25 protein-coding genes and 1 pseudogene are annotated in these 24,355 nt (G+C 71.4%); 12 read left to right on the top strand and 14 right to left on the bottom strand.

The features are described from left to right. Positions 1 to 43 precede the first annotated feature (43 nt). Entirely contained in the window at positions 44 to 1,249 is a 1,206-nt protein-coding gene (locus AC07DO_RS20505; protein ID WP_479061400.1) for an NAD(P)-binding protein, read from the bottom strand. A gap of 138 nt (positions 1,250 to 1,387) precedes the next feature. Between AC07DO_RS20505 and AC07DO_RS20500 the strand changes: the two genes are divergently transcribed. Continuing rightward, on the top strand, positions 1,388 to 2,074 hold the full coding sequence (locus tag AC07DO_RS20500; protein WP_479061399.1) for a pentapeptide repeat-containing protein: 687 nt from the start codon (positions 1,388 to 1,390) through the stop codon (positions 2,072 to 2,074). Between the two features lie 29 nt (positions 2,075 to 2,103). On the opposite strand, the gene AC07DO_RS20495 is transcribed toward AC07DO_RS20500, so the two are convergent. Then, on the bottom strand, positions 2,104 to 2,604 hold the full coding sequence (locus AC07DO_RS20495; RefSeq protein ID WP_479061398.1) for a hypothetical protein: 501 nt from the start codon (positions 2,602 to 2,604) through the stop codon (positions 2,104 to 2,106). Positions 2,605 to 2,760: 156 nt separating this feature from the next. Between AC07DO_RS20495 and AC07DO_RS20490 the strand changes: the two genes are divergently transcribed. Then, positions 2,761 to 3,384: a Uma2 family endonuclease gene (locus tag AC07DO_RS20490; RefSeq protein ID WP_479061397.1), complete on the top strand. Its 624-nt coding sequence runs from the start codon at positions 2,761 to 2,763 to the stop codon at positions 3,382 to 3,384. A 28-nt stretch (positions 3,385 to 3,412) separates the two neighbouring features. Here AC07DO_RS20490 and AC07DO_RS20485 read toward each other — a convergent pair whose 3' ends face one another. Beyond that, a complete protein-coding gene (locus tag AC07DO_RS20485) occupies positions 3,413 to 4,066 on the bottom strand; it encodes a response regulator (RefSeq protein WP_479061395.1) in 654 nt (217 codons plus the stop codon). Then, positions 4,063 to 5,295, bottom strand: coding sequence for a sensor histidine kinase (locus AC07DO_RS20480; protein WP_479061393.1), 1,233 nt, complete (start codon positions 5,293 to 5,295; stop codon positions 4,063 to 4,065). Before AC07DO_RS20480 ends, AC07DO_RS20485 begins: the two co-directional genes overlap by 4 nt. Before the next feature lie 266 nt (positions 5,296 to 5,561). Between AC07DO_RS20480 and AC07DO_RS20475 the strand changes: the two genes are divergently transcribed. The 4 genes from AC07DO_RS20475 to AC07DO_RS20460 all read left to right on the top strand — a co-directional run bounded on the left by AC07DO_RS20475 (position 5,562) and on the right by AC07DO_RS20460 (position 9,470). Continuing rightward, positions 5,562 to 6,119: a GlcG/HbpS family heme-binding protein gene (locus AC07DO_RS20475; protein WP_479061391.1), complete on the top strand. Its 558-nt coding sequence runs from the start codon at positions 5,562 to 5,564 to the stop codon at positions 6,117 to 6,119. Between the two features lie 74 nt (positions 6,120 to 6,193). Then, positions 6,194 to 6,796: an ankyrin repeat domain-containing protein gene (locus tag AC07DO_RS20470; RefSeq protein ID WP_479061389.1), complete on the top strand. Its 603-nt coding sequence runs from the start codon at positions 6,194 to 6,196 to the stop codon at positions 6,794 to 6,796. Then, entirely contained in the window at positions 6,793 to 7,959 is a 1,167-nt protein-coding gene (locus tag AC07DO_RS20465) for a YncE family protein (protein WP_479061388.1), read from the top strand. Before AC07DO_RS20470 ends, AC07DO_RS20465 begins: the two co-directional genes overlap by 4 nt. Before the next feature lie 62 nt (positions 7,960 to 8,021). Beyond that, complete coding sequence (locus tag AC07DO_RS20460; protein ID WP_479061386.1) at positions 8,022 to 9,470, top strand: M1 family metallopeptidase; 1,449 nt, start codon at positions 8,022 to 8,024, stop codon at positions 9,468 to 9,470. Positions 9,471 to 9,487: 17 nt separating this feature from the next. Here the strand turns inward: AC07DO_RS20460 and AC07DO_RS20455 are convergent, their stop codons facing one another. The 4 genes from AC07DO_RS20455 to AC07DO_RS20440 are packed head-to-tail and all read right to left on the bottom strand — an operon-like array spanning position 9,488 to position 11,971. After that, a complete protein-coding gene (locus tag AC07DO_RS20455) occupies positions 9,488 to 9,997 on the bottom strand; it encodes a GNAT family N-acetyltransferase (protein ID WP_479061384.1) in 510 nt (169 codons plus the stop codon). A gap of 10 nt (positions 9,998 to 10,007) precedes the next feature. Continuing rightward, a complete protein-coding gene (locus AC07DO_RS20450) occupies positions 10,008 to 11,126 on the bottom strand; it encodes a hypothetical protein (RefSeq protein ID WP_479061382.1) in 1,119 nt (372 codons plus the stop codon). Then, positions 11,104 to 11,454 carry a PadR family transcriptional regulator gene (locus AC07DO_RS20445; protein WP_479061380.1) on the bottom strand — a complete coding sequence of 117 codons (351 nt, stop codon included), beginning with the start codon at positions 11,452 to 11,454 and terminating at the stop codon, positions 11,104 to 11,106. The genes AC07DO_RS20450 and AC07DO_RS20445 overlap by 23 nt, the downstream gene beginning before the upstream one ends. A gap of 49 nt (positions 11,455 to 11,503) precedes the next feature. Then, positions 11,504 to 11,971, bottom strand: a complete 468-nt coding sequence (locus AC07DO_RS20440) for an ATP-binding protein (RefSeq protein ID WP_479061379.1) — start codon at positions 11,969 to 11,971, stop codon at positions 11,504 to 11,506. A 238-nt stretch (positions 11,972 to 12,209) separates the two neighbouring features. Between AC07DO_RS20440 and AC07DO_RS20435 the strand changes: the two genes are divergently transcribed. The 3 genes from AC07DO_RS20435 (at position 12,210) to AC07DO_RS20425 (ending at position 14,504) form a co-directional block, all read left to right on the top strand. After that, positions 12,210 to 13,061, top strand: a complete 852-nt coding sequence (locus tag AC07DO_RS20435; RefSeq protein WP_479061377.1) for a helix-turn-helix domain-containing protein — start codon at positions 12,210 to 12,212, stop codon at positions 13,059 to 13,061. Between the two features lie 11 nt (positions 13,062 to 13,072). Next, positions 13,073 to 13,264, top strand: coding sequence for a DUF397 domain-containing protein (locus AC07DO_RS20430; protein WP_479061375.1), 192 nt, complete (start codon positions 13,073 to 13,075; stop codon positions 13,262 to 13,264). Positions 13,265 to 13,346: 82 nt separating this feature from the next. Beyond that, on the top strand, positions 13,347 to 14,504 hold the full coding sequence (locus AC07DO_RS20425; protein ID WP_479061374.1) for a methyltransferase domain-containing protein: 1,158 nt from the start codon (positions 13,347 to 13,349) through the stop codon (positions 14,502 to 14,504). A 113-nt stretch (positions 14,505 to 14,617) separates the two neighbouring features. On the opposite strand, the gene AC07DO_RS20420 is transcribed toward AC07DO_RS20425, so the two are convergent. Next, positions 14,618 to 15,193 (bottom strand): TerD family protein, encoded by a 576-nt coding sequence (locus AC07DO_RS20420; protein WP_125513572.1) that lies wholly within the window; start codon positions 15,191 to 15,193, stop codon positions 14,618 to 14,620. Positions 15,194 to 15,383: 190 nt separating this feature from the next. On the opposite strand from AC07DO_RS20420, the gene arfB reads away from it, so the two are divergent. Further along, a complete protein-coding gene (arfB, locus tag AC07DO_RS20415) occupies positions 15,384 to 15,812 on the top strand; it encodes an alternative ribosome rescue aminoacyl-tRNA hydrolase ArfB (protein WP_479061373.1) in 429 nt (142 codons plus the stop codon). Positions 15,813 to 15,983: 171 nt separating this feature from the next. Here arfB and AC07DO_RS20410 read toward each other — a convergent pair whose 3' ends face one another. Further along, positions 15,984 to 16,502, bottom strand: coding sequence for a flavin reductase family protein (locus AC07DO_RS20410; RefSeq protein ID WP_479061371.1), 519 nt, complete (start codon positions 16,500 to 16,502; stop codon positions 15,984 to 15,986). Positions 16,503 to 16,958: 456 nt separating this feature from the next. Between AC07DO_RS20410 and cdgB the strand changes: the two genes are divergently transcribed. Beyond that, positions 16,959 to 18,596 carry a diguanylate cyclase CdgB gene (gene cdgB, locus AC07DO_RS20405; protein ID WP_479061370.1) on the top strand — a complete coding sequence of 546 codons (1,638 nt, stop codon included), beginning with the start codon at positions 16,959 to 16,961 and terminating at the stop codon, positions 18,594 to 18,596. Positions 18,597 to 18,683: 87 nt separating this feature from the next. Beyond that, a complete protein-coding gene (locus AC07DO_RS20400; RefSeq protein ID WP_479061368.1) occupies positions 18,684 to 19,685 on the top strand; it encodes a carbohydrate-binding protein in 1,002 nt (333 codons plus the stop codon). A 16-nt stretch (positions 19,686 to 19,701) separates the two neighbouring features. Here AC07DO_RS20400 and AC07DO_RS20395 read toward each other — a convergent pair whose 3' ends face one another. The 4 genes and pseudogenes from AC07DO_RS20395 to AC07DO_RS20380 all read right to left on the bottom strand — a co-directional run. Then, positions 19,702 to 20,550 (bottom strand): class II fructose-bisphosphate aldolase, encoded by an 849-nt coding sequence (locus AC07DO_RS20395; protein ID WP_479061366.1) that lies wholly within the window; start codon positions 20,548 to 20,550, stop codon positions 19,702 to 19,704. A 34-nt stretch (positions 20,551 to 20,584) separates the two neighbouring features. Then, positions 20,585 to 21,520 carry a 1-phosphofructokinase family hexose kinase gene (locus AC07DO_RS20390; RefSeq protein ID WP_479061365.1) on the bottom strand — a complete coding sequence of 312 codons (936 nt, stop codon included), beginning with the start codon at positions 21,518 to 21,520 and terminating at the stop codon, positions 20,585 to 20,587. 129 nt (positions 21,521 to 21,649) lie between these two features. Beyond that, a complete protein-coding gene (nagA, locus tag AC07DO_RS20385; protein WP_479061363.1) occupies positions 21,650 to 22,789 on the bottom strand; it encodes an N-acetylglucosamine-6-phosphate deacetylase in 1,140 nt (379 codons plus the stop codon). Positions 22,790 to 22,917: 128 nt separating this feature from the next. Further along, positions 22,918 to 23,847, bottom strand: a pseudogene (locus tag AC07DO_RS20380) (ROK family protein); the annotation flags it as partial. Positions 23,848 to 24,355 lie beyond the last annotated feature (508 nt).

Here is a 24,355-nt window from a genome sequence, read left to right as displayed (position 1 = left end):
TGTCCGTGGTGTGTCCGTGGTGTGTCCGTGTGGCCCTCAGCCTTCAACCTGAAGTGGACTTGAGGTCAAGCGCCGACTTCGTGAGGGCCAGCGACACCGCCTCCACCGCGCTGTTGAACGACACCTCGGACAGCAGCCCCGGTGCCGCGACCTGATCGCCCACTACGTAGACACCGTCCCCGCGGTCGATCGCCGGGCGGTCCCTCCAGGTTGTGCCGGGGCGGTCCACCGCGCCCGTGCGGCCGTTGGCGATCGAGGCGCGGCGCCACGTCAGGCGTTCCCGCCAGCTCGGGAAGCCGAGGTCGAGGAGGTGCTCCGCGCGGGCCACGCCGTCGGCCTTGGTCTCGTCGGGGGAGAGCGGGATCTGCGCCTGTACGAGCTGTTCCCCGGCGGGGGCGAGCGTGCGGTCCTGGGCGGTGAAACGCTCCACCCAGCCCGTCCTGTCCAGGTCGGAGACGACGAAGAGGTCACCCCTTCGGGAACGGAACGCCACGTCGAGGAGTGTGGTGCGGCCGCTCTCCCAGCACAGGGAGGCGTCGTCGAGGAGTCGGCGGGCCGAGTCGAGGGACGTCGCGACGATGACCGGTCCGTCCTGGGGGAGGGCGTCCAGGGAGTCGACGCGGTCCAGGGTCTCCGTGCGTACGCCCATGTTCCACGCCAGTGCGGCCATGCGGTCGACGACGGAGCTCCAGCCGCCGCGCGGGTAGTGCGCCTCCGGGGGCAGCTTGGTGGTGCGGCGCAGCCGCTCGTGCACGAAGCGGGCGGAGAGCGAGCCGGGGTCGTGGTGGAAGGTGGCGACGGCGACATAGTGCGCGGCGGCGCGCGCGCCCTCCTCGCCGACCTCCTCCGTGGCCCACGACATGAAGTCACGGTCGACCGGTGCCTGTTCGGTCCTGCGGCGCAGGAGTTTGAGCATGGCGAGAGGCGGGGTGCGGCGCAGTCTGCCTCCGTGGAGCAGGCGCAGGCGGGCCCCTTCGAGGGGCGGGAGCGGGGCGAGCGGGCCGATGAGGTCGCGCTGCTTGAGCCAGGTCCACAGGGGGCCGCCGTTGTAGAGGGCGTGGGGGCCCTCGTTCGTCTTGTACGTGCCTTCGGAGGTGCGGGCGCGGCCGCCGAGGGTGTGGTGGGCCTCGCGGAGCGTGACGCGGGCGCCCGCCTCGGCGGCGCTGATGGCCGCGGTGAGGCCGGCGAGGCCGCCGCCGATGACGGTGAGCTTGAGGTTTGGCCTGGTGGGGGGCGTGGACGTGGGCATGGAGGTGGGCTCCCTCGGGCCGGGTGCTTGGACTTCACCTCTTCGACGTATGGGGGCGGTCGGGATGTGACATCGGGTTGGCGGACGGTTCGTGGCGGGGTTGAGGGCGTTGTCAGTGGTGGGGTGCACGATGGGGGAATGGCTCAGAGGGCGAAACCGGTGCGGGTGGTCGAGGCGGTTCGACGGGCCGAGGTGCGGTTGCCACCGCTGCGGCCGTTCGACGGAGGGGAGCTGCGGCCCGACGGGGACTACGACGGGGTGGAGTTCAGGGAACTCGACCTCGGCGGGCAGGACGGCGGCGGCGCCCTGTTCATGGACTGCGCGGTGACGAGGTGTGCGGTCGACGAGACGCGGCTGGTCAGGGCGCGGTTCGTGGACTCCGTGCTGACGGAGCCGCGAGGGGTGGGGACGGATCTCGCCGAGGCGTCGCTGCGGGACGTCGAGGTCGTCGACGCGCGGCTCGGGGGCGTGCAGTTGCACGGGGGTGTGCTGGAGCGGGTCGTCGTGCGCGGCGGAAAGATCGACTACGTGAACCTGCGGAAGGCACGGCTGCGGGACGTCGTGTTCGAGGGGTGCGTGCTGGTGGAGCCGGACTTCGGGCAGGCGTCGCTGGAGCGGGTGGAGTTCCGGGACTGCGTGGTGCGGGGGGCCGATTTCACGGGGGTTCGGATGAAGGACGTGGACCTGCGGGACGCGGCGGAGCTGGACATCGCGCGGGGCGTCGAGCGTCTCGCGGGGGCGGTGATCAGCCCGTCCCAGCTGATGGAACTGGCCCCGGTGTTCGCGGCGCAGGTGGGGGTTCGGGTGGCGGGACCGGGGGAGTAGCGGCGGCTCTGTCGTGGGCTGCTCGCGGGCTACTGAGTGCGGGGGAAACGCGAAAGAAGGGACCAGATCGCGGGGTTGTCCGCGAGGGAGTCGTGGAGGTCCGTCAGGTCGGCGACCAGGTCGTGCAGGAAGTCGCGCGCCTCGCGGCGGAGCTCGGTGTGGGAGAAGGTCAGCGGTGCCTCGTCCGGGTCCATCCAGTCCGCCTCGATGTCCACCCAGCCGAAACGGCGGGCGAACAGCATGCGGTCCGTCGACTCCGTGAAGTCGAGCTCCGCGTACTGGGGGCGGGAGGCGCGGCTGCCCATCGGGTCCTTGTCGAGCGTCTCGACGATGTCGCACAGCGCCCACGCGAAGTCCAGCACGGGAACCCATCCCCAGGCTGTGGACAGCTCCCGGTCCGCCTTGGTGTCCGCGAGATACACGTCCCCGCAGAACAGGTCGTGACGCAGCGTGTGGACGTCCGCGCGGCCGTAGTCCAGCTGGGCGGGGTCGGGGAAGCGGCGGGAGAGGGCGTAGCCGATGTCGAGCACGGGTCGATGGTGTCACGACCGGGGCGCGTGGACTGTCGTCAGGCCGCTGACCTGCAGAAACGTTAGCGATCACGCGTTCGTGTGAACGGATAGGTGGTTGCCCGGATCCGTGCGGCCTGTGCTGACAGTGTCGCCTTGAGCAAAGGAGGTTCTGTCATGGCAGCGATGCCTCTTCCGGAGTGCGGGCCCAGTGACGGCTTCGACCTCGGGTCACTGATGAGCCTGGTCATGGACCGGGTACCTGACATGCCGGTGGAAGAAGCCTTCGTCTGGTTCGACGCGTTCTCCCCCGAAGGGTGGCGCGTGGAGTTGATCGAAGGGGAGATCCACGTGACGTCTCCGGGCAGTGGAGAGCATGAGGAATACGTGTCCGAAATCAACGGGCAGGTGCGTGACCACCGCAAGGATTTGGGGCGCTACACGAGTATCGGTCTCTACGTGCCGGGCGCCTCGTCGACCGGCCAGGTGATGCCGGATCTGGTGCTGGCCCCGAAGGGCAGCTTCGCCAACGAGGACAAGTACCACGACCCCGCCGCCGTCCTCCTCGTGGCGGAAGTGACCTCCAGGTCCACCGGCGACAACGACCGGCACAAGAAGATCCTCGGCTATGCCCGCGCGGGCATCCCCGTCTACCTGCTCATCGACCGCGAGGCGGGCAACGCCGTGCTGTACACGGAGCCCGCGGGCGAGGAGTACGAGCACCAGGAGATCTTCAAGCTCTCCAAGGTCGTCCCTCTTCCGGAGCCGCTCGGCTTCGAGCTCGACACCAGCGAGTTCTGAACCGTCTCAGGGCTGCCGCGCAACGGCCTCACGGCAGCAGGCGTTGTTCCTTCGCCACCGCGACCGCGCCCGCCCTCGTGTCCACGCCGAGCTTGTCGTAGATGCGGCCCAGGTGGGTTTTGACCGTGGCCTCGCTGATGAAGAGGGCCCGGGCGATCTCGCGGTTGCCGAGGCCCTGGGAGAGCTGGCCGAGGATGTCGCGTTCGCGGTCGGTGAGTGTGGGCCGGGGGGCGCGCATACGGGCCATGACGCGGGAGGCGACCGGGGGCGAGAGCGCGGTGCGGCCCTGGGACGCGGCCTGGATCGCGGAGAAGAGTTCCTCGGGGCGCTCGGCCTTGAGCAGGTAGCCCGTCGCGCCCGCCTCGATGGCGCGGGTGATGTCCGCGTCCGTGTCGTAGGTGGTGAGGACCAGGACGTGGGGGGTGGGGGACGGCGCCGACGTGATGCGGCGGGTGGCCTCTACGCCGTCGATGCCCTCGCCCAGCTGCAGGTCCATCAGGACGACGTCCGGCGTCAGCTTCGCGGTCAGCGCCACCGCCTCCTCGCCCGTGCCCGCCTCGCCGACCACCTCGATGTCCGGCGCGCTGCCGAGCAGGGCGAGCAGGCCCGCGCGTACGACGACGTGGTCGTCGCAGACCAGCAGGCGGACGGGGGCGGGGACGGGGGCTGTGCCGGTCGTCATCGTTCCTCCAGAGGGGTCGGCGGGGTCAGCGGGATCGATACGGACAGGACCGCGCCCTCGCCGGGCGCCGACTCAATGGTCAGTGTGCCGCCGAGCTGGTGGGCCCGCGCACGGATCGCGGGCAGGCCGTGTCCGCGTATACCCGTACCCGCGCCCGTACCGGCACCCGCGGCGGTCGGCGGCGTGAAGCCGCGGCCGTCGTCCGCGACGTCCAGGACCACCTGGTCGTCGAGGAACGTCAGGGTCAGCGCCGCCGTGGACGCGTCCGCGTGCTCGCGTACGTTCGCCAGGGCGCCCTGCGCGATGCGCAGCAGCGCCGAGCTGACCCGGTCGGGCAGCGGCGGCGCGGTGCCCTCCGCGTGGAAGCGGACCGTGAGCCCCGCGTCCGACTCGCGCTCCGCGAGCGCCCGCAGCGCCTGGGCCACGCCGCCGCCGTCCGCGAGGTCCGCCGGCGCCAGGTCCTGCACGAAGCGGCGGGCCTCCGCGAGACCGTGCTCGGTGATCGACTCCGCGGTGCGGACGTGCGTGCGCGCCTTCGCCGGGTCCGTGTCCCAGACGCGGTCGGCGGCCTGCAGCAGCATCTGCTGGCTGGACAGGCCCTGCGCGAGGGTGTCGTGGATCTCCATCGACAGCCGCTGGCGCTCGGCGAGCGTGCCCTCGCGGCGCTCGGTCGCGGCCAGTTCGCGGCGCGTACGGATCAGGTCGTCGATCAGTTCGCGCTGTCGGGCGGCCTGCCGCTGCATGTACAGGAACACGGCCGCCGCGACGGCCGCCCACGCGGGCGGCGCGAACAGCAGTATGGGGTCGAAGGCGCCCGCGAGCTTCAGCTGCGCGACGACCACGAACGCGGTCAGGACGGCCACCAGGAAAAGGGCGGCGCGCGGCGGCAGCGTACGGAGCCCGGTGTAGAAGAGCGGCACCGCGCACCACGCGAAGCTCGGCGCGAGTATGACGATCACGACCCAGACGGCCACGACCAGGCTCAGCCAGATCAGGCGGCGCGGCGCGGTGGGGCGGGCGCCGACGGTGGGGCCGAGCACGTAGAGGAGCGCGAGGGAGACCGAGAGCGCGATGATCCACGGGGTGCGGGGCTCGCCGGGGTGCCGCATCAGGAAGCGCGCCAGCGACGACCCGAGAAGCAGGAAGAACGCGGTGTGCATGACGGCCGCGAGCCAGCGGGCGTCGGGGTCGGGGGCGCGGGGGTCGGGGCCCGGCGTGTGCTGTCCCATGGCGGGGCCTCCTTCTCGTACGGGCATCTCGTACGGCCTTCTCGTACGGTCATCCCGTACAGCCATCCTGAACTGGGCAAACACCCTCATTGTGGCCCGCTGGGACCCCGCAGGGGTCAACCGATCGGTTGACCCTGGTGTCGGCCGAGTCGCGCGCGGCAGCGAGCCGGTACGTGGAGGGGTGGGGCCCGGGTGCGGCCACAGCATTGAGGGCAGAGGCAAGAACCCCTCGAACGCCCCACGAGCCGACCACCCAGGAGCCCCCGATGCAGAAGCCCTCCCGCCGCACCCGCGTCCTCACCGTCGCCGCCACCGCCGCCGTCCTCGGCGCCGGTACCTTCGGCGCCGTCTCCGCCACCGCCGGCACCCCCGACGCCGCCTCCAAGGCCGCTGTCACCGCCGACGCCGGCAACAAGAACCTGACGCAGTCCACGCACCTCACGGTCGCCGCCGCCTCCAAGGCCGCGCAGGCCACCCTCGACGCCGCGAAGAAGGAGAACCAGCGCGTCTCCGTCGCCGTCGTCGACCGCAACGGCAACACCATCGTCCAGCTGCGCGGCGACGGCGCGGGCCCGCAGTCCCCCGAGTCCGCCGTGAAGAAGGCGTACACCGCCGTGTCCTGGAACGCGCCCACCTCCGAGCTGACCAAGCGCCTGGAGCAGGCCCCGAACCTGAAGGACATCCCCGGCACCCTGTTCCTCGCGGGCGGCGCGCCGGTCACCGCCAAGGGCGCGCCCGTCGCGGGCATCGGTGTCGCGGGCGCGCCGAGCGGCGACCTGGACGAGAAGTTCGCGAAGGCGGGCGTGGCCGCTCTCAACCGCTGAGCTCCATGCAGTACAGGCTGTTCCCGGCCCCCGCGCCCGTCCGCGCGGGGGCCCGCACGACGAGGAGATCCGCCATGAACACCACCGCTGCCGACCGGCGGCTGCTCGACGCCGCACGGGCCGGGAACGCCGCCGAAGTCACCGCCGCCCTCGCCGAGGGCGCCCGCGTCGAGGCACGCGACACCGAGCTGCGCAGCCCGCTGCTGCTCGCCGCGCTCGGCGACCACGTCGAGGCGGCCCGCGTGCTCGTCGCGGCCGGCGGGGACGTCGACGCGCAGGACCACCGCTCCGACAGCCCCTGGCTGGTCACCGGCGTGACGGGCAGCGTCGCCATGCTGCACGTGCTGCTGCCCGCCGGGCCCGACCTGAAGCTGCGCAACCGCTTCGGCGGGATCTCCGTGATCCCCGCGTCGGAGCGCGGGCATGTCGCGTACGTACGGGAAGTGCTGCGCGTCACCGACATCGACGTCGACCACGTCAACGACCTGGGCTGGACCGCTCTCCTGGAGGCCGTGATCCTCGGCGACGGCGGCCGCGCGCACCAGGAGATCGTCGAGCTGCTCCTCGCCGCGGGCGCGACGCCGGACCTCGCGGACCGGGACGGCGTCACGCCGCTCGCGCACGCGGAACGGCGCGGCTTCGACCGCGTCGCGCAGCTGCTGCGGAGCGCGGGGTGAAGCGGCGCGCGGCGGCAGCCCGGCGGGTCGTCCGCACCGCCACGTCTGCCGTGCTGGCGGGGGCGGTCCTGGCGGGCTGCGGCACGGGCGATGACATCCCCGCGTCATCGACCGCCCCCGAACCCGCACGCCCCACCGCCACCCTCCCCACCACCACCAAGACCCCCGAGGGCACCCTTCTGGTCGCCGACTTCGGCTCCGACACCGTCACCTTCGTCGACCCGGGCAAGGGCCCCATCGACTCCGTGAGGGTCGGTCAGGCCCCCTACGGGCTGGCCGTCGGCGAGGACGGCCGTGCCTGGGTGGCGACCGCCGAGGGCGTGGCCGTCGTCGACACCGCCGTACGCAAGCGCGTCGACCGCATCCCGTACGAGACGGAGACAGGGCCCGTCACGACCGGCGAGTACCGCGGCGGCGGCATGGGCATCGCCCTCGCACCCGACGGCAGGCACGTCTACGTGGGTGTCAACGTGCCCGACGGCAATGGGGTCCTGGAGGTCATCGACGCGGACGAGCGCGAGGTCACCGACACCGTGCCCGTCGGGCGGCGGCCCTTCGACATCGACGTGTCGAAGGACGGCCGCGAGGTCTACGCGACCGACCACGATTCGTTCGACGTGACCGTCGTACGCGCGGACTCGCCGAAGTCGAAGAAGTCGAGGCCGAAGTTGAAACCGCGCCGCATCGAAGTCGCCCCCTACGGCACGGAAGGCGGCCTCGGCTCCTGGCTGAAGCCGCACTACACGGCCGTGCGGCCCGCTGACGGGAAGCTCCTGCTGCCCTTTGAGGGCGAGAAGCTCGTCGTACTCGATCCGCGCACCGGCGAGTACGACGTCGAGAAGATGACCGCCAACACGCACCAGCACGGCGTGACGGTGACGGACGACGGCACGTTGTACGCGGTCGGCACCGGGCCCATCGACCCGGACGCCGACGAAGGGCCGTCGCTGACGGTGCGGACGAAGGACGGCAAGGAGCGGGTGATCCCGCTGGACGGGCCGCACGAGGACGTCGCCGTGTCCAGGGACGGCCGTACCGCGTACGTCACGGGCGGCTTCACCCGCGACGGCTACTGGAACGGCATCTCCGTCGTCGACACGGAGGACGGGACGGTGCGCCGACTCCCGGCGGGGGAGCGGCCGTTGGGTATCGCGGTGCTCTGACGGGGCCCGCCACAGAGTTCATACCGCCCCGCTCCGAACATTTGCCGCATAAGATCACCGGCGTGCACCCGCGATCCACGGCCGCCCGAGCCGCCACCGCCCGAGCCGCCACCCTCACCTGTGCCCTCGCCCTGCTCGCGACCGTCGGCGCCTGTAGTGGCTCGGGCGTCGACGGCACGCCGGGCCGCGACGGCGTGCGGGATCCGTACTTCCCCAAGCTGGGCAACGGCGGCTACGACGTCGCGCACTACGGCCTGACCCTCGGCTACGACCCCGACTCCCGGCACCTCACCGGGACCGCGGAGATCACCGCCCGCGCCACCAAGAACCTCAGCTCCTTCAACCTCGACCTCAAGGGCCTCGACGTCTCCGGCATCACCGTCGAGGGCAAGGCCGCCCGCTTCCAGCGCGCCGGCCACGAGCTGCGGGTCCGCCCGGCCGACGAGCTCGACCGGGGCGAGACGTTCCGCGCGGTCGTCCGCTACTCCGGCACCCCGGAGACGATCACCGACGACGACGGCGCCGAAGAGGGCTGGCTGAAGACGGACGACGGCGCCCTCGCGCTCGGCGAACCGGCCGGTTCGATGGCGTGGTTCCCCGGCAACCACCACCCGAGCGACAAGGCCTCGTACGACATACAGGTCACCGTCCCCAAGGGCCTGAAGGCCGTCTCCAACGGCGAGTTGACGCGCGAGTCGACGAAGAACGGCCGCACCACGTTCGCCTGGCACAGCGCCGAACCCATGGCGAGCTATCTGGCGACCGTCGCCGTCGGCGAGTACGAGATGGAGACGTCGACGACGAAGGACGGACTGCCGGTCGTCACGGCCGTCGACCCCTCGCAGGCGAAGGCGAGCAAGAAGGTCCTCGCGAAGATCCCGGACGTCATCGAGTGGTCCGAGTACAACTTCGGCCCCTACCCCTTCTCCTCCACCGGCGCGATCGTCGACCGCGAGGACGACGCGGGCTACGCGCTGGAGACCCAGAACCGCCCCGTCTTCCCCGGCGCCCCCGACACCGACCTCCTCGTCCACGAGCTGGCCCACCAGTGGTTCGGCAACTCCGTCACGCCCAAGTCGTGGCAGGACATGTGGCTCAACGAGGGCTTCGCGACGTACGCGACGTGGCTGTACGACGAGGACCACGACGGGGACAGCGCCCAGAAGACCTTCGACGCGCTCTACAAGGGCGACTACTACGAGGAAAAGGCGGACAACGAAGCGATCTGGGCGTTCCCGCCCGCGCGGCCCACGGACGCCTCGAGCATCTCCGACCCGCCCGTCTACGACCGGGCCGCCATGGTCATCCACAAGATCCGCCGGGCCGTCGGCGACGACGCGTTCTACGACATCGTGCAGGGCTGGACGAAGACGTACCGGCACAAGAACGCGGACACCAAGGACTTCACGGAGTACGTCGAACGGCACGCGGGCGGCGACGAGGCGCGCGACAAGGTCAGCCGGATCTGGGGGGACTGGCTGTACGGGGACGGGAAACCGGACCGCCCCTGAGCGCCTGTGTCACGCGTTCACAGGGGCTTGCGCAGGACCGCGCACGGGCGGTGCAGGGCGCGGTCCTCGCGGTGCCCGATGACGAGGTAGCCGAGCGCGGTCCAGAAGCGGAGCGCCTTCGGGTTGTTCTCCAGGACCGCGAGGCGCACGGCGTCGCGTCCCGCCGCCCGGAACCGCTCCTCCACGCGTGACACCAACTCCCGGCCCACGCCCGTGCGGTGCAGGTCCGCGTCGACCATGAGCAGCCCGATCCACGGGTCGGGGTCGGTGGGGTCCGGGTGGCGGGCGAGCGTGAGGACGACGCCGACGAGACGGCCCCGCGAACGTGCGAGCAGCACCTCGGCGTCCGGGTGCGCGAGTTCGTCCGCGAGGGCCTTGGCGACCTGCTCGACGCGGATGTCGTCGGGGTCGGGGAAGTCGCCGCTGAGCGCGAAGAACGCACGGTTCGACGCGTAGAGCCCGGTCACCTCGGTGAGGAGGTGGCCGGGCAGCGCGCCGTCGACGGCGACGAGCGGTTCGAGGATCATGCGGGGCAGGTTATGGCTTGCGGGCCGCGCGGTCCGCGAGGGCCGCGCGCTGTTTGCGCAGGGTGCGCCATTCGCTGACCGCACCCCACGCCGCGCAGCCGAACGCCCCCACGTAACAGGCGACCCAGCCGGAGGAGCGGTCGTGCGGGTCGAGCAGGTTGTCGACGGTGAGGACGCCGAAGAACACGGCCGAGGCCAGGGCACCGTAGAACTTCTGGCGCGTGATGCGTTGCTGCCTGCGCGGGCCTTCGGAGAGGCGCAGGGCGTAGATCTCGACGTCACCGAAGGCGTCCTCGGCGCGTCCGTCTCCGGTCTGTCCGTCTCCGGTCTGCCCCTCTCCCGTCCGTCCGTCTGCCGCGGCGAGGTGCTGGCGCACTTCCTTCACGTGGGCGCGGGCCTCCGCCGCCTTCATGCCGTGCCGCCCGCGCAGCAGCCCGTCCAGGCGCGCCAGCCACCGCTCGTCGTCCAGGCCGCCTGCCGGGCGGGACGGCGTGAACCAGCGGTTGATCCTGTTCTCGGGAAGCAGGAACGCGGCGACGGCGAGTGGGACGCCGGCCAGCATGAGGACCGGCGCGGGCACGCGGAACAGCCGCTCGTCGGAGAGCGTGTTGGCGAGGGCGATGGTGGCCACGAGGGTGAGGGCCGCCCCCGCCAGGAACCACCACATGCCCCGGAAAAGCCCGGCGGCGCGGGCGGTGAAGGCGACGCAACCCGCCGAGACGGCCACCCCGATTCCCGTGAACCCGGCGACCGAGGACCAGTTCACCCCGACCCACAGGCCGTCCTGGATCCAGACGAGACCGAAGACGGCGAACACGAGGAACCCCATGGAGCCGAGCGCGGCGCCGATCCGCTCCGCGGGCCGCATGCCGCGGGTGTCGATCCCGGCCCGGTACCGCTCGTCGACGCGCTCGGCGGCGACGCCGCGCGCGTACGCGACGGGGTCCCCGAGCACCTCGCGGGCGGGCTGCCCGGCCTCCTCGACGAGTTGGCGGGCCTCGGCGAGTATCTCCTCGGCGAACCCGGTGGGCACCTCCTCGTCGAACGCGAGCCGCACCAGGACGGCGTCGGCCCACTTCTCGTCCTCCTCGCGCGCCCAGCTGATCTCAGGTGCGGTTGACTTGCTCATGTGCTTCCCCCTCGGCCGGCAGGAGCGAGGCGACGGTGCGGGAGAAGTTCCCCCAGGCGGCCTGGTCACGCCGCAGTCGCGCTTGCCCCTCCTCGGTGATCCGGTAGTACTTCCGCCCGGGTCCGCCGTCGCCCGCCCCCCACTCGACCTCGACGGCGCCTTCCTCTTCGAGGCGCGTGAGGGCGGGGTAGAGGGTCGCGGGCTTCACGCCGTCGAGCCCCGCGTCGCCGAGTCGGCTGAGCAGGGCGTACCCGTAGCTCTTCTCCTCGCCGTCGAGGATTCCGAGCAGGCAGAGGGGGAGCGCGGCGCGGGTCCAGGCGGTGGGCATGGGTCCCTCTCTTCGGCGTGCGTGTCGTCGTGCTCATTGGTTACGCGGACTATTCTAGTATCCAGAATAGTGGGGCTTCTGTACAACCCGTCCCCTCACGGTCCCGCCGAAGCTCGAACCAGACGTTCTTGCCCACGCCGTGCGGGCGAGCCGGGGGCCCTACGCCCCAGTCGTCGGCAAGGGCCTGCACGAGCAGCAACCCGCGCCCGTGTTCGCTGTCCCGGGAGACGTCGAGCGCGGCGAGCGGTTCGGCAGCGGCGTGATCGTCGTACACGGCGACGCGCACGCCGTCGCACAGGACCACGGTCTCCAGGTCGATGGTCGGTGAGCCGGTGTGTGTCACGGCGTTGGTCACGATCTCGGAGACGAGGGTGCGGGCGGTGTCGGTGAGGTCGGGCCGGTGGCCGTTGGCGGTGAGGAGCATCGCGACGGTGTCGCGGCAGATCTTGGGGGAGAGGGAAGTGTTGGGGGTGGTGAGGCGGTAGGTCTGTGACGTTCTGTTCGGCTGGTCGTCCATCGGGTCAACTCCCGGTGCGGGATGGGTTGGTGCGCGGCGGGCCACCGTGGCTCGGTCGCCCGGGGGCGGGCGACTGCTCTGCGGGTTCACTGGCGCGCCGTGTGCTGTCGGTGCGACGTTAGGGCACATCTATGTGACGGCACATGGATGTGCCGGAACTTCCACTCGTGTGAGTGGACCAGTCGCACGGGCACGCGGGGGCGCGGCAGACTTGGGCCGCTCGATCAGGAGGGGATGGATGCCACCCAGGAGTAACCCCACAGCGCGTCAGGCGCGGCTGGGCGCGGAGTTGCGCAAGCTCCGTGAGTCCGCGGGCATGGCCGCGCGTGAGGCGGGAGCGCTGATAGGCGGTAACCAGGCGCAGATCAGCCATATCGAGGCGGGGCGTTGGGGGGTCAGCGGGGAGCGCGTACGCAGACTGGCAAGTCTGTACTCGGCGACCGACAGCGACCTGGTCGAGGCGCTCTGCTCCATGGCGGAGGAGCGGGTCAGGGGTTGGTGGGCCGAGTACCGGGGCGTACTTGGCCCCGGGTTCCTGAACATCGCGGAGCTGGAGCACCACGCCTCTTACTTGCGCAGCGTTCAGCTGATGAGCATGCCGGGCATCCTCCAGACCGAGGAGTACGTGCGGGCGCTGCACGACAGCCATACCCCTGGGCTTCCGCCTGCTGAGGTGGATGTACGTGTGGAGTTTCGGTTGAAGAGGCGGGGCATCTTCGAGCGGGCTGAGCCGACGCCGTTCGTGGCCCTCATTCACGAAGCCGCGTTGCGTATGCGGTACGGCGGACGCAAGGTCGCCCAGGGGCAGTTGCAGTACTTGCTCGACGCCTCGGAGCGGCCCGCGGTGACCGTACGAGTCATCCCGTTCACGTGCGAGGAGTTCATCGAGGCGGGGCACTCCGTGCTGTACGCGGGCGGAGTCGTCCCACAGCTCGACACCGTGCACTTGGACACCCCCGTGGGCGGTATCTCCGTCACTACCGGCGCTGAAATCCAAAGGTTCGGAAGCCTGCTCGACACCGCTGAACGTGCCGCACTGAGCGTGCAGGAGTCCCGGCAACTCATCCAACAGATCGCGAGAGAGCTATGAGGTCCCCTTCTATGTCGACGCAATGGCAGAAGTCGTCCTTCTCGGGCATCGACGCCGAGGACTGCGTCGAACTCGCCCGAGACGAGGAACATCTCCTCCTCCGCGAGAGCGACGACCCGGACACGGTGATAGCCACCACGCCCGCGCGCCTGAACGCCTTGGTCCGCTGGCAGAAATCCCGCCGCGCCGAAGGCGGTTGCTGAGCCACGTCAGGAGACAGCGCTCAGTTCGGCCCTGACCAGAGCCTGTGCAAGCCATGGCCGACGCACTGCAAGGAGTGGCCGCATGACCGGAGCGCCCGCGTGGACCGACGCCGCTCGTGCCCTCGCCGACAAGGTGACCGTGGACGCACCCGGGTGGCATGAAGCCGTCAGCAACACCCCCCGCCACAAGCTCGTCCCGCGCTGGTGGCAGCGAATTCCGGACAGCGCCGCGCAGGAATGGGCGTTGGTGAGCCCGCCCGAGAGCTCCGCCGAGCTGCTGCGCGCCGCCTACACGGACGAGACGCTCGTGACCCGCGTCGGTCCCACACATGCCGACCACGCGGCCCCTGGCGAGCAGGGGAAGGGCGACCCCACCTCGTCCAGCACCCTGCCGGGACTCATCGTTTCGATGGCCCATCGGCTCGATGTGCAGCCGGGGCAACGTGTGCTGGACGTGGGTACCGGTTCCGGGTACTCCGCCGGCCTGTTCGCGCGTCGCTTCGGGGACCAGTACGTGACGAGCGTGGACGTGGACCCATACCTGGTCGAGGCTGCCCGTACGCGTCTCGCCGGGTTCGGGCGAACCCCTCGGCTGGAGGCTGTCGACGCGACGGGGGAGCTCCCCGACACCGAGTACGACCGCATCATGGCGACCGTGTCCGTGCGGCCCGTCCCCGCCTCGTGGCTCCGCGCGCTCCGCCCCGGGGGACGAGTCGTCACGACCGTTGCCCACACCGCCCTGCTGATCACAGCGGACATGGGCACGGACGGCATCGCGCGGGGGACTGTCCAGCCCGATCCGGCGACGTTCATGGAGACCCGGCGGGAAGCGGACTACCCAGGGAAGCTGGACGACGTCTTCGTGGCCGCACGTGTACGCGAGGGCGAGGACGTGCGGGCCCCCGAGGGAGCCATCCCCGACCTGTGGCAGGAATGGCCGCTCCGGTGGCTGTTCGAGCTGGACACACCCGGGGTCGAGACCCGCGCGGCAACGTACCCGGACGACGGTCGGCGCGTGGTGTGGCTGCTCGCTGCGGACGGCTCATGGGCCCGAGCCGAGGACGGTACGTCGCCCGTGGTGCACCAGGGCGGCCCTCGTCGGCTCTGGGACGCCCTGGAACGTGTGCGCAGGAGGTGGGAGGAGAACGGCAGGTTCCCTCTGCACTCGATGCGCGCGGAACTCTCCCCCGAGGGCAGCCACCTGCTGACGCCTGACGACTCATGGCGCTTTCCCATCTGACGCCGACCGCCTGACACCGCTCCGGTCGGATGGGTGCCGAGGGTGCGGATGCCGAAGGGCCCCGGCAGCACAGAACCGTGCTGCCGGAGCCCTTCTCACCGTCGGGCGTCGACTCAGACGTTGACGCCGAAGTCCTGGGCGATGCCGACCAGGCCCGAGGCGTAGCCCTGGCCGACCGCGCGGAACTTCCACTCGGCGCCGTTGCGGTACAGCTCACCGAAGACCATGGCGGTCTCGGTGGCGGCGTCCTCGGAGAGGTCGTAGCGCGCGATCTCCGTGCCGCCGGCCTGGTTGATGATGCGGATGAAGGCGTTCCGCACCTGGCCGAAGTTCTGCGAGCGGTTCTCGGCGTCGTAGATCGAGACCGGGAAGACGATCTTCTCGATGTCGGCCGGGAGGCCCTCGAGGTTCACGTTGATCTGCTCGTCGTCGCCCTCGCCCTGGCCCGTGACGTTGTCACCGGTGTGGACGATCGTCTGGTCCGGCGTCGCCTTGTTGTTGAAGAAGACGAAGTGCTGGTCCGAGAAGACCTTGCCCTGGGTGTTCACCGCGATGGCGGAGGCGTCCAGGTCGAAGTCGGTGCCAGTGGTGGTGCGGACGTCCCAGCCGAGGCCCACGGTGACGGCGGTCAGGCCCGGAGCCTCCTTGGTGAGCGAGACGTTGCCACCCTTGGACAGGCTTACTGCCATTGTTGGGAGTCCCTTCCCTCGTTGCATACGTACGGGCTTCGTACTGGGGACGAAGCTACCGTCACCCCTAACAACGCGGACCAGGGTCCCCAGGGTTCCGCATCGCTTTACTTTCTTTACCCGCGGAACCGGAACGCCGCGGGCGGAAAAGGGTGTGACGTGAGCCCGACAGACGCGGGACCATGGAGGCATGTCCGGTCCCCATGTCATCCGCGGCTCCGTCTCCCTGCCCGAGGCCGAGCTCATGTGGCGTTTCTCGCGGTCGTCAGGGCCGGGCGGGCAGCACGTGAACACGAGTGACTCCCAGGTCGAGCTGCGGTTCGACCTCGCGAACACGGACGCGCTGCCCGAGGTGTGGAAGCAGCGCGCTCTCGAACGGCTCGGCCCGCGGCTCGTCGACGGCGTCATCTCCGTACGCGCGAGTGAGCACCGTTCGCAGTGGCGCAACAGGGAGATGGCGGCGACGCGGCTCGCCTCCCTGCTCGCCGAGGCGACCGCGCCGCCGCCCAAGCCGCGGCGCGCGACGAAGATTCCTCGCGGCATCAACGAGCGGCGCCTTCGCAACAAGAAACAGCGGAGCGAGACCAAGCGGGGGCGCTCTGGGCGGGGCTGGGGCTGACCCGACGCGTGGCGTCGCGGGGTGCCCCGCAAGGGGCGCGGGGAACTGCGCGGCCAGCCACGCAAAAAGCCGCAGACGCGTCTGCTGGGGTCCCGCCAGATGCGCCTGCGGCTTGTCTTGGGTTGCTCGCGCAGTTCCCCGCGCCCCTACGGGGCGCGCCCCGCGACGGCGCTAGCCCAGGTGGCGGTAGCGGCCGCGGAAGTAGGTGAGGGGGCCGCCCTCGCCGCTCGGGACCGACGCGGTCAGGACGCGGCCGATCACCAGCGTGTGGTCGCCCGCCGCCACCGTCTGCTCCGTGCGGCACTCCAGCGTCGCCAGCGCGCCGCCCACCATCGGGGCGCCGGACGCCGAACCGCGTACGTAGGGGATGTCCTCGAAGAGCAGGCGGTCGCTGATGCGGCCCTTCATCGCGAAGCGGCCCGCGATGTGGCGCTGGCTCTCGGCGAGCACCGACACCGCCCACATCGGCTGCTCGGCGAGCAGGTCGTCCATCCGGGAGCCCTCGCGCAGGCTGACCATGACCAGGGGCGGGTCGAGGGAGACCGAGAGGAAGGCCGTGGCCGTCATGCCCACGTCCTCGCCCAACGGGGCGGTCGGGTCGTCCGGGTCCAGGCCGGGCTCGCGCGCCGTCACCAGGACCACGCCCGCCGCCAGGCGGGACATCGCCGCGCGGAACTCGTCGTTGCTCACCCCATCAGCATGCCCATCCGGTGACGGGGAACGTGGGGCGGACGGGGCCGGGAGAGTCTTCAGTACGTGAGCCACATCGTCGAAGCTAGCCCGTGCGTGGCACCCAAAACATCGGGCTCCGGTCCCAGAGGAGTCCTAGGACCGATGGCGGACGCTCATGGCACTCAGTGCCGCGGCCTACGGTGGACTAGTCCAAGGGACTGGACCAACGGCGGCTGCTCACCTGTGACTTGAGTCACAGGACCCATATTTTGTTGACCCTGTGTACCGAGTGAGCTGCTCGCTGTGATTCAGTGACGGTGGCAATCAGACAATGGACGTCAGTGAAAGACACTGAGGGCACAAAGGCACAAGGTCAACGTCACGGAAGACCACCGCCAACAGAGGTCCACACCGAAGAACACTGCGGGCGCCGCGCATCCTGGAGTTGCTGTCGAGGTCTCGGGGAGAACGAGCATGGAGACCGAGTCGGAGCCGTACGTCCGTCTTGCGACCCTGCGGCAGCTGCACCAGGTGGTAGCGGAGCTGAACACGGCCCGGAGCCTGGCGGACACGCTGCAGACCGTCGCCGACGGCGTCGTCAACGGCCTTGGCTACGAGCTGGCCTGCGTCAATCTCGTGCGCCCGGACGGCGACCTCGTCGTCGCCGCCTTCGCGGGCAACCCCTCCGCCGAGGCCCTCATCACCGGACGCGTCGGCTCCCGTGACGCCTGGGAGCGCCGCCTCGCCATGGGCGAGGCCTGGGGAGCCCTGCGCTTCATCTCGTACACCGAGGGCTGGGTCCTCGACGACGACGACGTCCCGCAGTGGTACACCGAAGGCCCCGAACCCCGCTTCGAGGACGAGTGGCACCCCTCCGACCGCCTCTTCGCGCCCATGTACGCGACCGGCGCCGCCGGCGGCGAACTGCTCGGCGTGATCTCCGTGGACCGGCCCCGCAACGGCCGCAGGCCCGGCGCCTGGGGCCGCGAGGCGCTCCAGATGTACGCGTTCCAGGCCGCCATCGCGATCAGCAACGCCCGCCTCCGCGCCAACATGCAGCGCGCCCTGGTCCGCCTCGAACGGGAACAGCAGGCACTGCGGGCCAGCGAGGAGTCCTTCCGGCAGGCCTTCGAGTACGCACCCTCCGGCATGGCCATCGCCGAGATGGGCGGCGACCAGCACGGGCGCATCCTGCGCACCAACGACGCGCTCTGTCGCCTCCTCGGACGCCCCGCCTCCGCCATGCGGCGCTACTCGTTCTCCGACCTCGTCCACCCCGAGGACATCGGGACGCTGCTGCGCACCAGCGCCGAGGGCGGCCGCGCCGAACTGCGGCTCGCACGGCGCGACGGGACGTACGTATGGGTGTCGCTGCGCAACTCCGTCGTCGCCGACGCCGCCGACGGGCCCCGCTTCCTCCTCACCCACGTCGAGGACATCGAGGACCGCAAGCGCCGCGAGCTGCAGCTCGCCCACCGCGCCAGCCACGACTCCCTCACCGGACTGCCCAACTCCGCCGAACTCCGCGCCCGCCTCAGCGCCCGTCTCTGTCGCAGGCCCCACGCGGGCCAGCCCAGCGCGGTGGACTCCCTCGACGCGGCCTACGAACACGGCTTTGACTTCGGGCACGCGTCCCACCAGCAGGAAGAGGGCTTCGACCACCACGTCCACACCGTCGCCCCCGAGGGCGGCGACGGCGACGTGGACGACGGCACGAAGGGCCTCGCGGTCCTCTTCTGCGACCTCGACGGCTTCAAGTCCATCAACGACCGCTTCGGCCACCACACCGGCGACGCCGTCCTCATCGAGGTCGCCCGCCGCCTCACCAGCGGGGTGCGGGACGGGGACACCGTGGCGCGGCTCGGCGGCGACGAGTTCGTCGTCCTCGCCGACGGACTCGGCCGCGCCGACGCCCAGGACCTCGCCGTCCGGCTGCGGAACGCGATCATCCCGCCGATCCGCGTCGACGGCAGAGCGGTCCGCGTAGGGGCAAGTTTCGGCATTGGATGGGCCCACTGCGGGATGTCCGCCGACGAAGTGTTGCACTCCGCTGACCAGCGGATGTACGTGGAGAAACGGTCCCGTGCCAAACAGCACAGGCGGGCCGGCTGACCCCCTGGATGAGGCCAACGCCACCCCTTGGCCGCCATGGGACCGGGTAGGCTCCCCGCGTCAGCGATGTGAGGGAGTGACCAGGGAATGACGCCCGGCAATAACGGCGAGAACACGCCGAGCGCGCCGCAGGGCGACGACGATCCGTTCGGCTACCTGTACGAGGACGGGCAGGCCGCCGGAGCGACCCCGCCCAGCGGCGGGGGCGGCTACGGGTACCCGGGTCCCCGGTCCTCGTACAACCAGGTCCGCGCGGTCGGCGACCGGCGCCCGGCGTACGGCCAGCAGACCTACGGCGGCCAGCAGGCGTACGGCCAGCAGGTCCCGCACCAGCAGGCCCAGCAGCCCCAGCAGGGCTACGGCCAGCCCAACGCCCACTACACCGCCCCCGAGGCGCAGCCCGGCGGTGCGCCCGTCGCGTCGCCGCAGTACGCGCCCGCGGGCGGCGGCCGTGGCCGCGGGCCGAACACCAAGGGCCTGCTGATCGCGGCGGTCGCCGTCGTCGCGGTCGTCGCGCTCGGCATCGGCGCCGCGCTGATCACCGGCAACGACGACGACAAGGGCAAGGACACGGGGGCCGGCTCCACGCCGTCGCAGGCCGAGAGCGTCAAGCCCAGCGAGAAGCCGTCCAAGAAGCCCGAGAAGAAGGTGGAGCTCCCCGAGACGGACGCCAAGGCCCTGAAGCTGGAGGGCGGCACGACCACGGCGTCCGACGTCACGGGCGCCAAGGCGGGCGGCGGGGTGTACGTGGCCGGGTTCGACAAGGTCGGCGCGCAGATAACGTGGACCGTCAACGGCATTCCGAAGGCCGGGGCGTACAGCCTCCGGGTGAACTACGGAGTGCCGGGCAAGGACTCCAACGCCACCATCCTCGTCAACGGCAAGAAGCAGACCCGTCCCCTGAACATGGAGAACTTCGCCCACGCGGAGGAAGGGAACTGGGAGAAGGGCTGGACCAACACCTGGGCGGTGGTCCAGCTCACCAAGGGCACCAACACCGTCACGCTCACCTGCGCACAGAGCGACCTGTGCGGGACGACCGGAGCGAACATCGACCAGATGTGGCTTGTCGAGGGCAGCCACGGTTAGCCGCGCGGGCTGCTGATCACTTCAGCAGCCCCAGGAACCCCGCCACCGTCCCGGCCATCGCCTCGCGAGCCGGGGCGAGGTATTTACGGGGGTCGACGCCCGTCTCGTGGGCGGTGAGGTAGGCGCGGACCTCGCCCGTGAACGCCGTGTTGAGGGCCGTGCCCACGTTGATCTTCACCATGCCGGACGCGATCGCCTGCCGGATCTCGTCGTCCGGTACGCCGCTTGAGCCGTGCAGGACGAGGGGGACGGGCACGGCCGTCGCGAGGGCGGCGATCAACTCGTGGTCCAGGGACGCCGTGCGCTCCGTCATCGCGTGTGAGGAACCCACCGCCACCGCGAGGGCGTCCACGCCCGTCTCCGCGACGTACGCGGCCGCCTCCGCCGGATCAGTCCGCACACCCGGTGCGTGCGCGTCCAGCGGCGCCTCACCCTCCTTCCCGCCCACCTCGCCGAGCTCCGCCTCGATCCAGATGCCGCGCTCGTGGCCCCAACGGACGGCGTCCGCCGTCGCCTTCACGTTCTCGCCGTACGACAGCTTCGACGCGTCGAACATCACCGAGCTGAACCCCTCGGGGTGCGCGGCGCGCAGCAGCTCGACGTCCGTGACGTGGTCGAGGTGGAGCGAGAGCGGCGCCGACGAGGCGCGGGCCACCGCCGCCGTGGCCGCCGCGATCGCGGAGAGGCGGCCGCCGTGGAACCTCACCGCGTTCTCGGATATCTGCAGGATCGCGGGGGTCCCCGCACGCTCCGCGCCCAGCGCGACCGCCTCGGCGTGCTCCAGGGTGATGACGTTGAACGCGGCGACGCCGTGACCCGCGGCGCGGGCCCCCGAGACGAGTTCGCCGGTGCTGACCAGTGGCACGGTTCTCCCCAATTGCTCTAGGCGGTGCGGAGGTTCAGGCCGCGGTGACCTGCCCGGTCACCGCGACACGAGGCAGCAGATCCTTGTACGTGGAGGGGTCGAACTCACCCGCCACCGGCGCCACCACCGTCGCCGCCGACAGGGCCACGGCGCGGGCCAGGCGCTCCGGCCACGGAAGGTGTTCGGCCAGGCCGGAGAGGAGGCCCGCGACCGCCGAGTCGCCGGCGCCCGTCGGGTTGCCGCGGACCCGCTTCGGGGGGCGGGCGCGCCAGGTGCCGTCCGCGGTGACCGCGAGGAGGCCGTCGGCGCCGAGTGAGGCGACCACGGCGTGGGCGCCCCTGCGGCGGGTGTCGCGGGTGGCCCGGTCGGGCTCGTGGGAGCCGGTGAGCTCGGCGAGTTCGTCCGCGTTGGGCTTGACGATGTCGGGGCGTGCGGCGACGCCGCGGCGCAGCGGTTCCCCGCTCGTGTCGAGCAGGACGGGGACGCGGGCGGCGCGTGCGGACCGTATGAGGAGGGCGTACGCGCCGACGGGGACGCCGGGGGGCAGGCTGCCGCAGAGGGCGACCGCGGTCAGGCCGTCGCGGTGCACCAACGCGTCGTAGGAGTCGAGGAAAGCGGCCCACTCGGCGGGGGTGACGGCCGGTCCCGGCTCGTTGAGCTGGGTGGTGTCGCCGGTCGCCGCGTCGACGACGGCGAGGGTGCGGCGGGTGGCGCCCGCGACCGGGGCGAGAGCGTCCGTGAGGCGCGGCTCCGCGGCGAGGCGGTCGCGCAGGGTGCGGCCGGTGTCGCCGCCCGCGAAGCCGGTCACGGTGACGTCGTGGCCGAGGGCGGTCAGCACGCGGGCGACGTTCAGGCCCTTGCCGCCGGGGCGTTCGGTCACCTCGGTGACGCGGTGCGAGGCGTGCGGGGTGAGGGCGGGGACGCGGTAGGTGATGTCGAGCGCGGCGTTCAGCGTGACGGTGAGGATCACCCGTACCACCCCCGAAGTGCCTGTTCGTTCGACGTTCCAGGGTTCTGATCATGCCAAACAGGAGGCGGTTGGCCCAGGGGTGAGGGCCAACCGCCTTGTGCTCAGGTGGGGTTCGGGTGGGGTTGTCGGTTAAAGGGGTGCAACCACCCATTCACCCTTGCGCATTACACCCTTGACGTCGAAGGCCGCGTCCAGGACCACCAGGTCCGCGTCCTTGCCGGGCTCCAGGGAGCCCACCTTGTCGTACTGGCCAAGGAGCTTCGCCGGGTTGGCGGAGATGGCGCGGACGGTGTCCTCGACGGACAGCCCGTCGACGGTCACCGAGCGCTTGAACGCGCGGTCCTGGGTCAGGGTCGAGCCCGCGATCGAGCCGCCCTCGACGAGCCGCGCGACGCTGTCCTTCACCTCGACCTCCAGCGGGCCGAGCATGTAGCGGCCGTCGCCGAAGCCCGCCGCGTCCATCGCGTCGGTGATCAGCGCGACGCGGTCCGTGCCCGCGTGGTGGAAGGCCAGCTCGAAGGCGGCCGGGTGGAGGTGGGTGCCGTCGTTGATGAGCTCGACGGTGATCCGCTCGTCCTCCAGGAGCGCGGCGATCGGGCCCGGGGCGCGGTGGCCGAGGCCCGGCATGGCGTTGAACAGGTGCGTGGCGACGGTGGCGCCCGCGTCGATCGCCTCGACGGTCTGCTCGTACGTCGCGTCCGTGTGGCCGATCGCCGCGATGACGCCGTGCTCGGCGAGGAGACGTACGGAGTCGATGCCGCCCGGGAGTTCGGTGGCGAGCGTGACCATCCTGGCGTGGCCGCGGGCCGCGTCGACGAGCTTGCGGACGTCGGCGGGGTCGGGGTGGCGGAGCAGGCCCTCGCTGTGGGCGCCCTTGCGGCACGGGGAGATGAAGGGGCCCTCGAAGTGGATGCCCGCGAGGTCGCCCTGCTCGGCGAGTTCGGAGAGCAGTCCGGCGCGCTGGGCCAGGAAGTCCATCTCGCCGGTGACGGTGGAGGCGACGACGGTGGTGGTGCCGTGCAGGCGGTGCGTGTGGATGCCCTTGAGGACGTCTTCGACGGTGCCGGAGGTGAAGGAGGCGCCGCCGCCGCCGTGGTTGTGGATGTCGACGAAGCCGGGGACCACCCAGTGGTCGGTCAGGTCGGTCGTCTCGGCATCGGCGGGAGCGCTCCCGCCGATGCGGCTGCCCTCGACGATCACTCGGCCGTTCGTGACGGTTCCGGTGGGCAGGACCACCTGTGCACCGGCGAGAACCTTGCTAGTGGCCATCAGGTGGGTACCTCCGTGGGGTGGGTGGTGTTGTTCGAGGGGTTTTGTTCTTGTTCTTGCTCTTGCTCTTGCTCTTGCTCTTGCTCTTGCTCTTGCTCTTGCTGTTGTTCTTGCTGTTGCTCTTGCTCTGAAGGCTTTCCGTTTACGAGATCCCAGGCCAGCAGGCCCGCCCCCAGGCACCCCGCGGTGTCGCCGAGGGCCGCGGGGACGATCTCCGGCAGCGTCTGGAACTCGACGACGCGCGCCGCGACGGCGGCCCGCAGCGGCGTGAACAAGGTTTCCCCCGCCTCGGCCAGGCCGCCACCGATGATCAGGGTGTGCGGGTCCAGCAGAGTGAGGGCGGTGAGCAGGCCGTCGGCCAGGGCGTCGATGGCGTTCCGCCAGACCTCCTGGGCCCTCGGGTCACCGGACTCCACGGCCTTCGCGCAGTCCGCGGCGTCCGCCTCCGGGTCGCCGCTCGCCTCGGCCCACGCCTTGCTGACCGCGGACGCGGAGGCGAGGCGCTCCAGGCAGCCGCGCTGGCCGCAGCCGCAGGGCGGGCCGCCGGGGCGTACGACGATGTGGCCGATCTCGCCGGCCGAGCCGTGGGCGCCGGGTTCGATGGCGCCGCCGATGCCGATGGCGCCCGCGATGCCGGTGCCGAGGGGGACGAACAGGAAGCGGTCGGCGCCCTTGCCGGCGCCGATGCGGCCCTCGGCGAGGCCGCCCGTGCGGACGTCGTGGCCGAGGGCCACGGGGATGCCTTCCAGGCGGGTGCTGAGGAGGTCCCTCAGGGGGACGTCGCTCCAGCCGAGGTTGGCCGCGTACACGGCCATGCCGCGGTCGGCGTCGACGATGCCGGGGACGGCCACTCCTGCCGCTGTCGCGGGCTCGCCGTAGTGGGCGATGCCGTGGGCGCGGAGGTCCGCGGCGAAGTCGAGGATGGACTCCACGACCGCGTCGGCGCCTCGGGCGCGGCCGGTGGGGCGGCGGGCCTCGTGCAGCAGGGTGCCGTCCGCCCCTATCAGGGCGGCCTTCATTCCGGTGCCGCCCACATCGAGGGCGATGACGTGTCTCACGGGAACAGTCTCGCGCGTCACCCCGTGAGAGGTCTAGTCCACTTCGGGGTCCCGTGTCGGGGCGGGCGTTTTTGGGGCCTGCGCCACTGTCGGGTGCCGGAACCACTCCGCCGCTCCGCGGCGGCTCTCCCACCCACCCGCCCCTTGCCCTGTACCTGTCGTTCCCGGTAAAGCTCCGCCGCTCCGCGACGGCCTGCCCCACCGTCGGGCGCCGGAACCACCCCGCCGCTCCGCGGCGGTCTTCCCACCCGCCCACCCGTTGCCCCGCACCTGTCGCCCCCGGTAAAGCTCCGTCGCTCCGCGACGGCCTGCCCCGCTGTGGGGCACCGGCCCCCGCGCCGCTCCGGCGGCGGCTCCTACGGGGTGGTTCGGTGCGGGGTGAACGGGTGGGTGGGTGGGAGGCATCCGCCGCGGAGCGGCGGTTCAGGGGGCGCACCCACCCGGGTTCGCTTCCGTGGGCGGGAGATGTTCGCCGCGGAGCGGCGGTTCAGGGGGGGCGGGGCCGGGC

The organism is Streptomyces sp. NPDC045678 (assembly GCF_056432085.1).
Note: the sequence above shows the minus strand (reverse complement) of the source record. Positions and strands in the feature narration are given on the sequence as shown.

What these genes read in the sequence shown, in the direction of transcription:
- AC07DO_RS20505 (WP_479061400.1), bottom strand. Translation starts at nt 1,249, where the DNA reads ATGCCCACGTCCACGCCCCCCACCAGGCCAAACCTCAAGCTCACCGTC.
- AC07DO_RS20500 (WP_479061399.1), top strand. Translation starts at nt 1,388, where the DNA reads ATGGCTCAGAGGGCGAAACCGGTGCGGGTGGTCGAGGCGGTTCGACGG.
- AC07DO_RS20490 (WP_479061397.1), top strand. Translation starts at nt 2,761, where the DNA reads ATGGCAGCGATGCCTCTTCCGGAGTGCGGGCCCAGTGACGGCTTCGAC.
- AC07DO_RS20485 (WP_479061395.1), bottom strand. Translation starts at nt 4,066, where the DNA reads ATGACGACCGGCACAGCCCCCGTCCCCGCCCCCGTCCGCCTGCTGGTC.
- AC07DO_RS20480 (WP_479061393.1), bottom strand. Translation starts at nt 5,295, where the DNA reads ATGGGACAGCACACGCCGGGCCCCGACCCCCGCGCCCCCGACCCCGAC.
- AC07DO_RS20475 (WP_479061391.1), top strand. Translation starts at nt 5,562, where the DNA reads ATGCAGAAGCCCTCCCGCCGCACCCGCGTCCTCACCGTCGCCGCCACC.
- AC07DO_RS20470 (WP_479061389.1), top strand. Translation starts at nt 6,194, where the DNA reads ATGAACACCACCGCTGCCGACCGGCGGCTGCTCGACGCCGCACGGGCC.
- AC07DO_RS20455 (WP_479061384.1), bottom strand. Translation starts at nt 9,997, where the DNA reads ATGATCCTCGAACCGCTCGTCGCCGTCGACGGCGCGCTGCCCGGCCAC.
- AC07DO_RS20450 (WP_479061382.1), bottom strand. Translation starts at nt 11,126, where the DNA reads ATGAGCAAGTCAACCGCACCTGAGATCAGCTGGGCGCGCGAGGAGGAC.
- AC07DO_RS20445 (WP_479061380.1), bottom strand. Translation starts at nt 11,454, where the DNA reads ATGCCCACCGCCTGGACCCGCGCCGCGCTCCCCCTCTGCCTGCTCGGA.
- AC07DO_RS20440 (WP_479061379.1), bottom strand. Translation starts at nt 11,971, where the DNA reads ATGGACGACCAGCCGAACAGAACGTCACAGACCTACCGCCTCACCACC.
- AC07DO_RS20435 (WP_479061377.1), top strand. Translation starts at nt 12,210, where the DNA reads ATGCCACCCAGGAGTAACCCCACAGCGCGTCAGGCGCGGCTGGGCGCG.
- AC07DO_RS20430 (WP_479061375.1), top strand. Translation starts at nt 13,073, where the DNA reads ATGTCGACGCAATGGCAGAAGTCGTCCTTCTCGGGCATCGACGCCGAG.
- AC07DO_RS20425 (WP_479061374.1), top strand. Translation starts at nt 13,347, where the DNA reads ATGACCGGAGCGCCCGCGTGGACCGACGCCGCTCGTGCCCTCGCCGAC.
- AC07DO_RS20420 (WP_125513572.1), bottom strand. Translation starts at nt 15,193, where the DNA reads ATGGCAGTAAGCCTGTCCAAGGGTGGCAACGTCTCGCTCACCAAGGAG.
- arfB (WP_479061373.1), top strand. Translation starts at nt 15,384, where the DNA reads ATGTCCGGTCCCCATGTCATCCGCGGCTCCGTCTCCCTGCCCGAGGCC.
- cdgB (WP_479061370.1), top strand. Translation starts at nt 16,959, where the DNA reads ATGGAGACCGAGTCGGAGCCGTACGTCCGTCTTGCGACCCTGCGGCAG.
- AC07DO_RS20400 (WP_479061368.1), top strand. Translation starts at nt 18,684, where the DNA reads ATGACGCCCGGCAATAACGGCGAGAACACGCCGAGCGCGCCGCAGGGC.
- nagA (WP_479061363.1), bottom strand. Translation starts at nt 22,789, where the DNA reads ATGGCCACTAGCAAGGTTCTCGCCGGTGCACAGGTGGTCCTGCCCACC.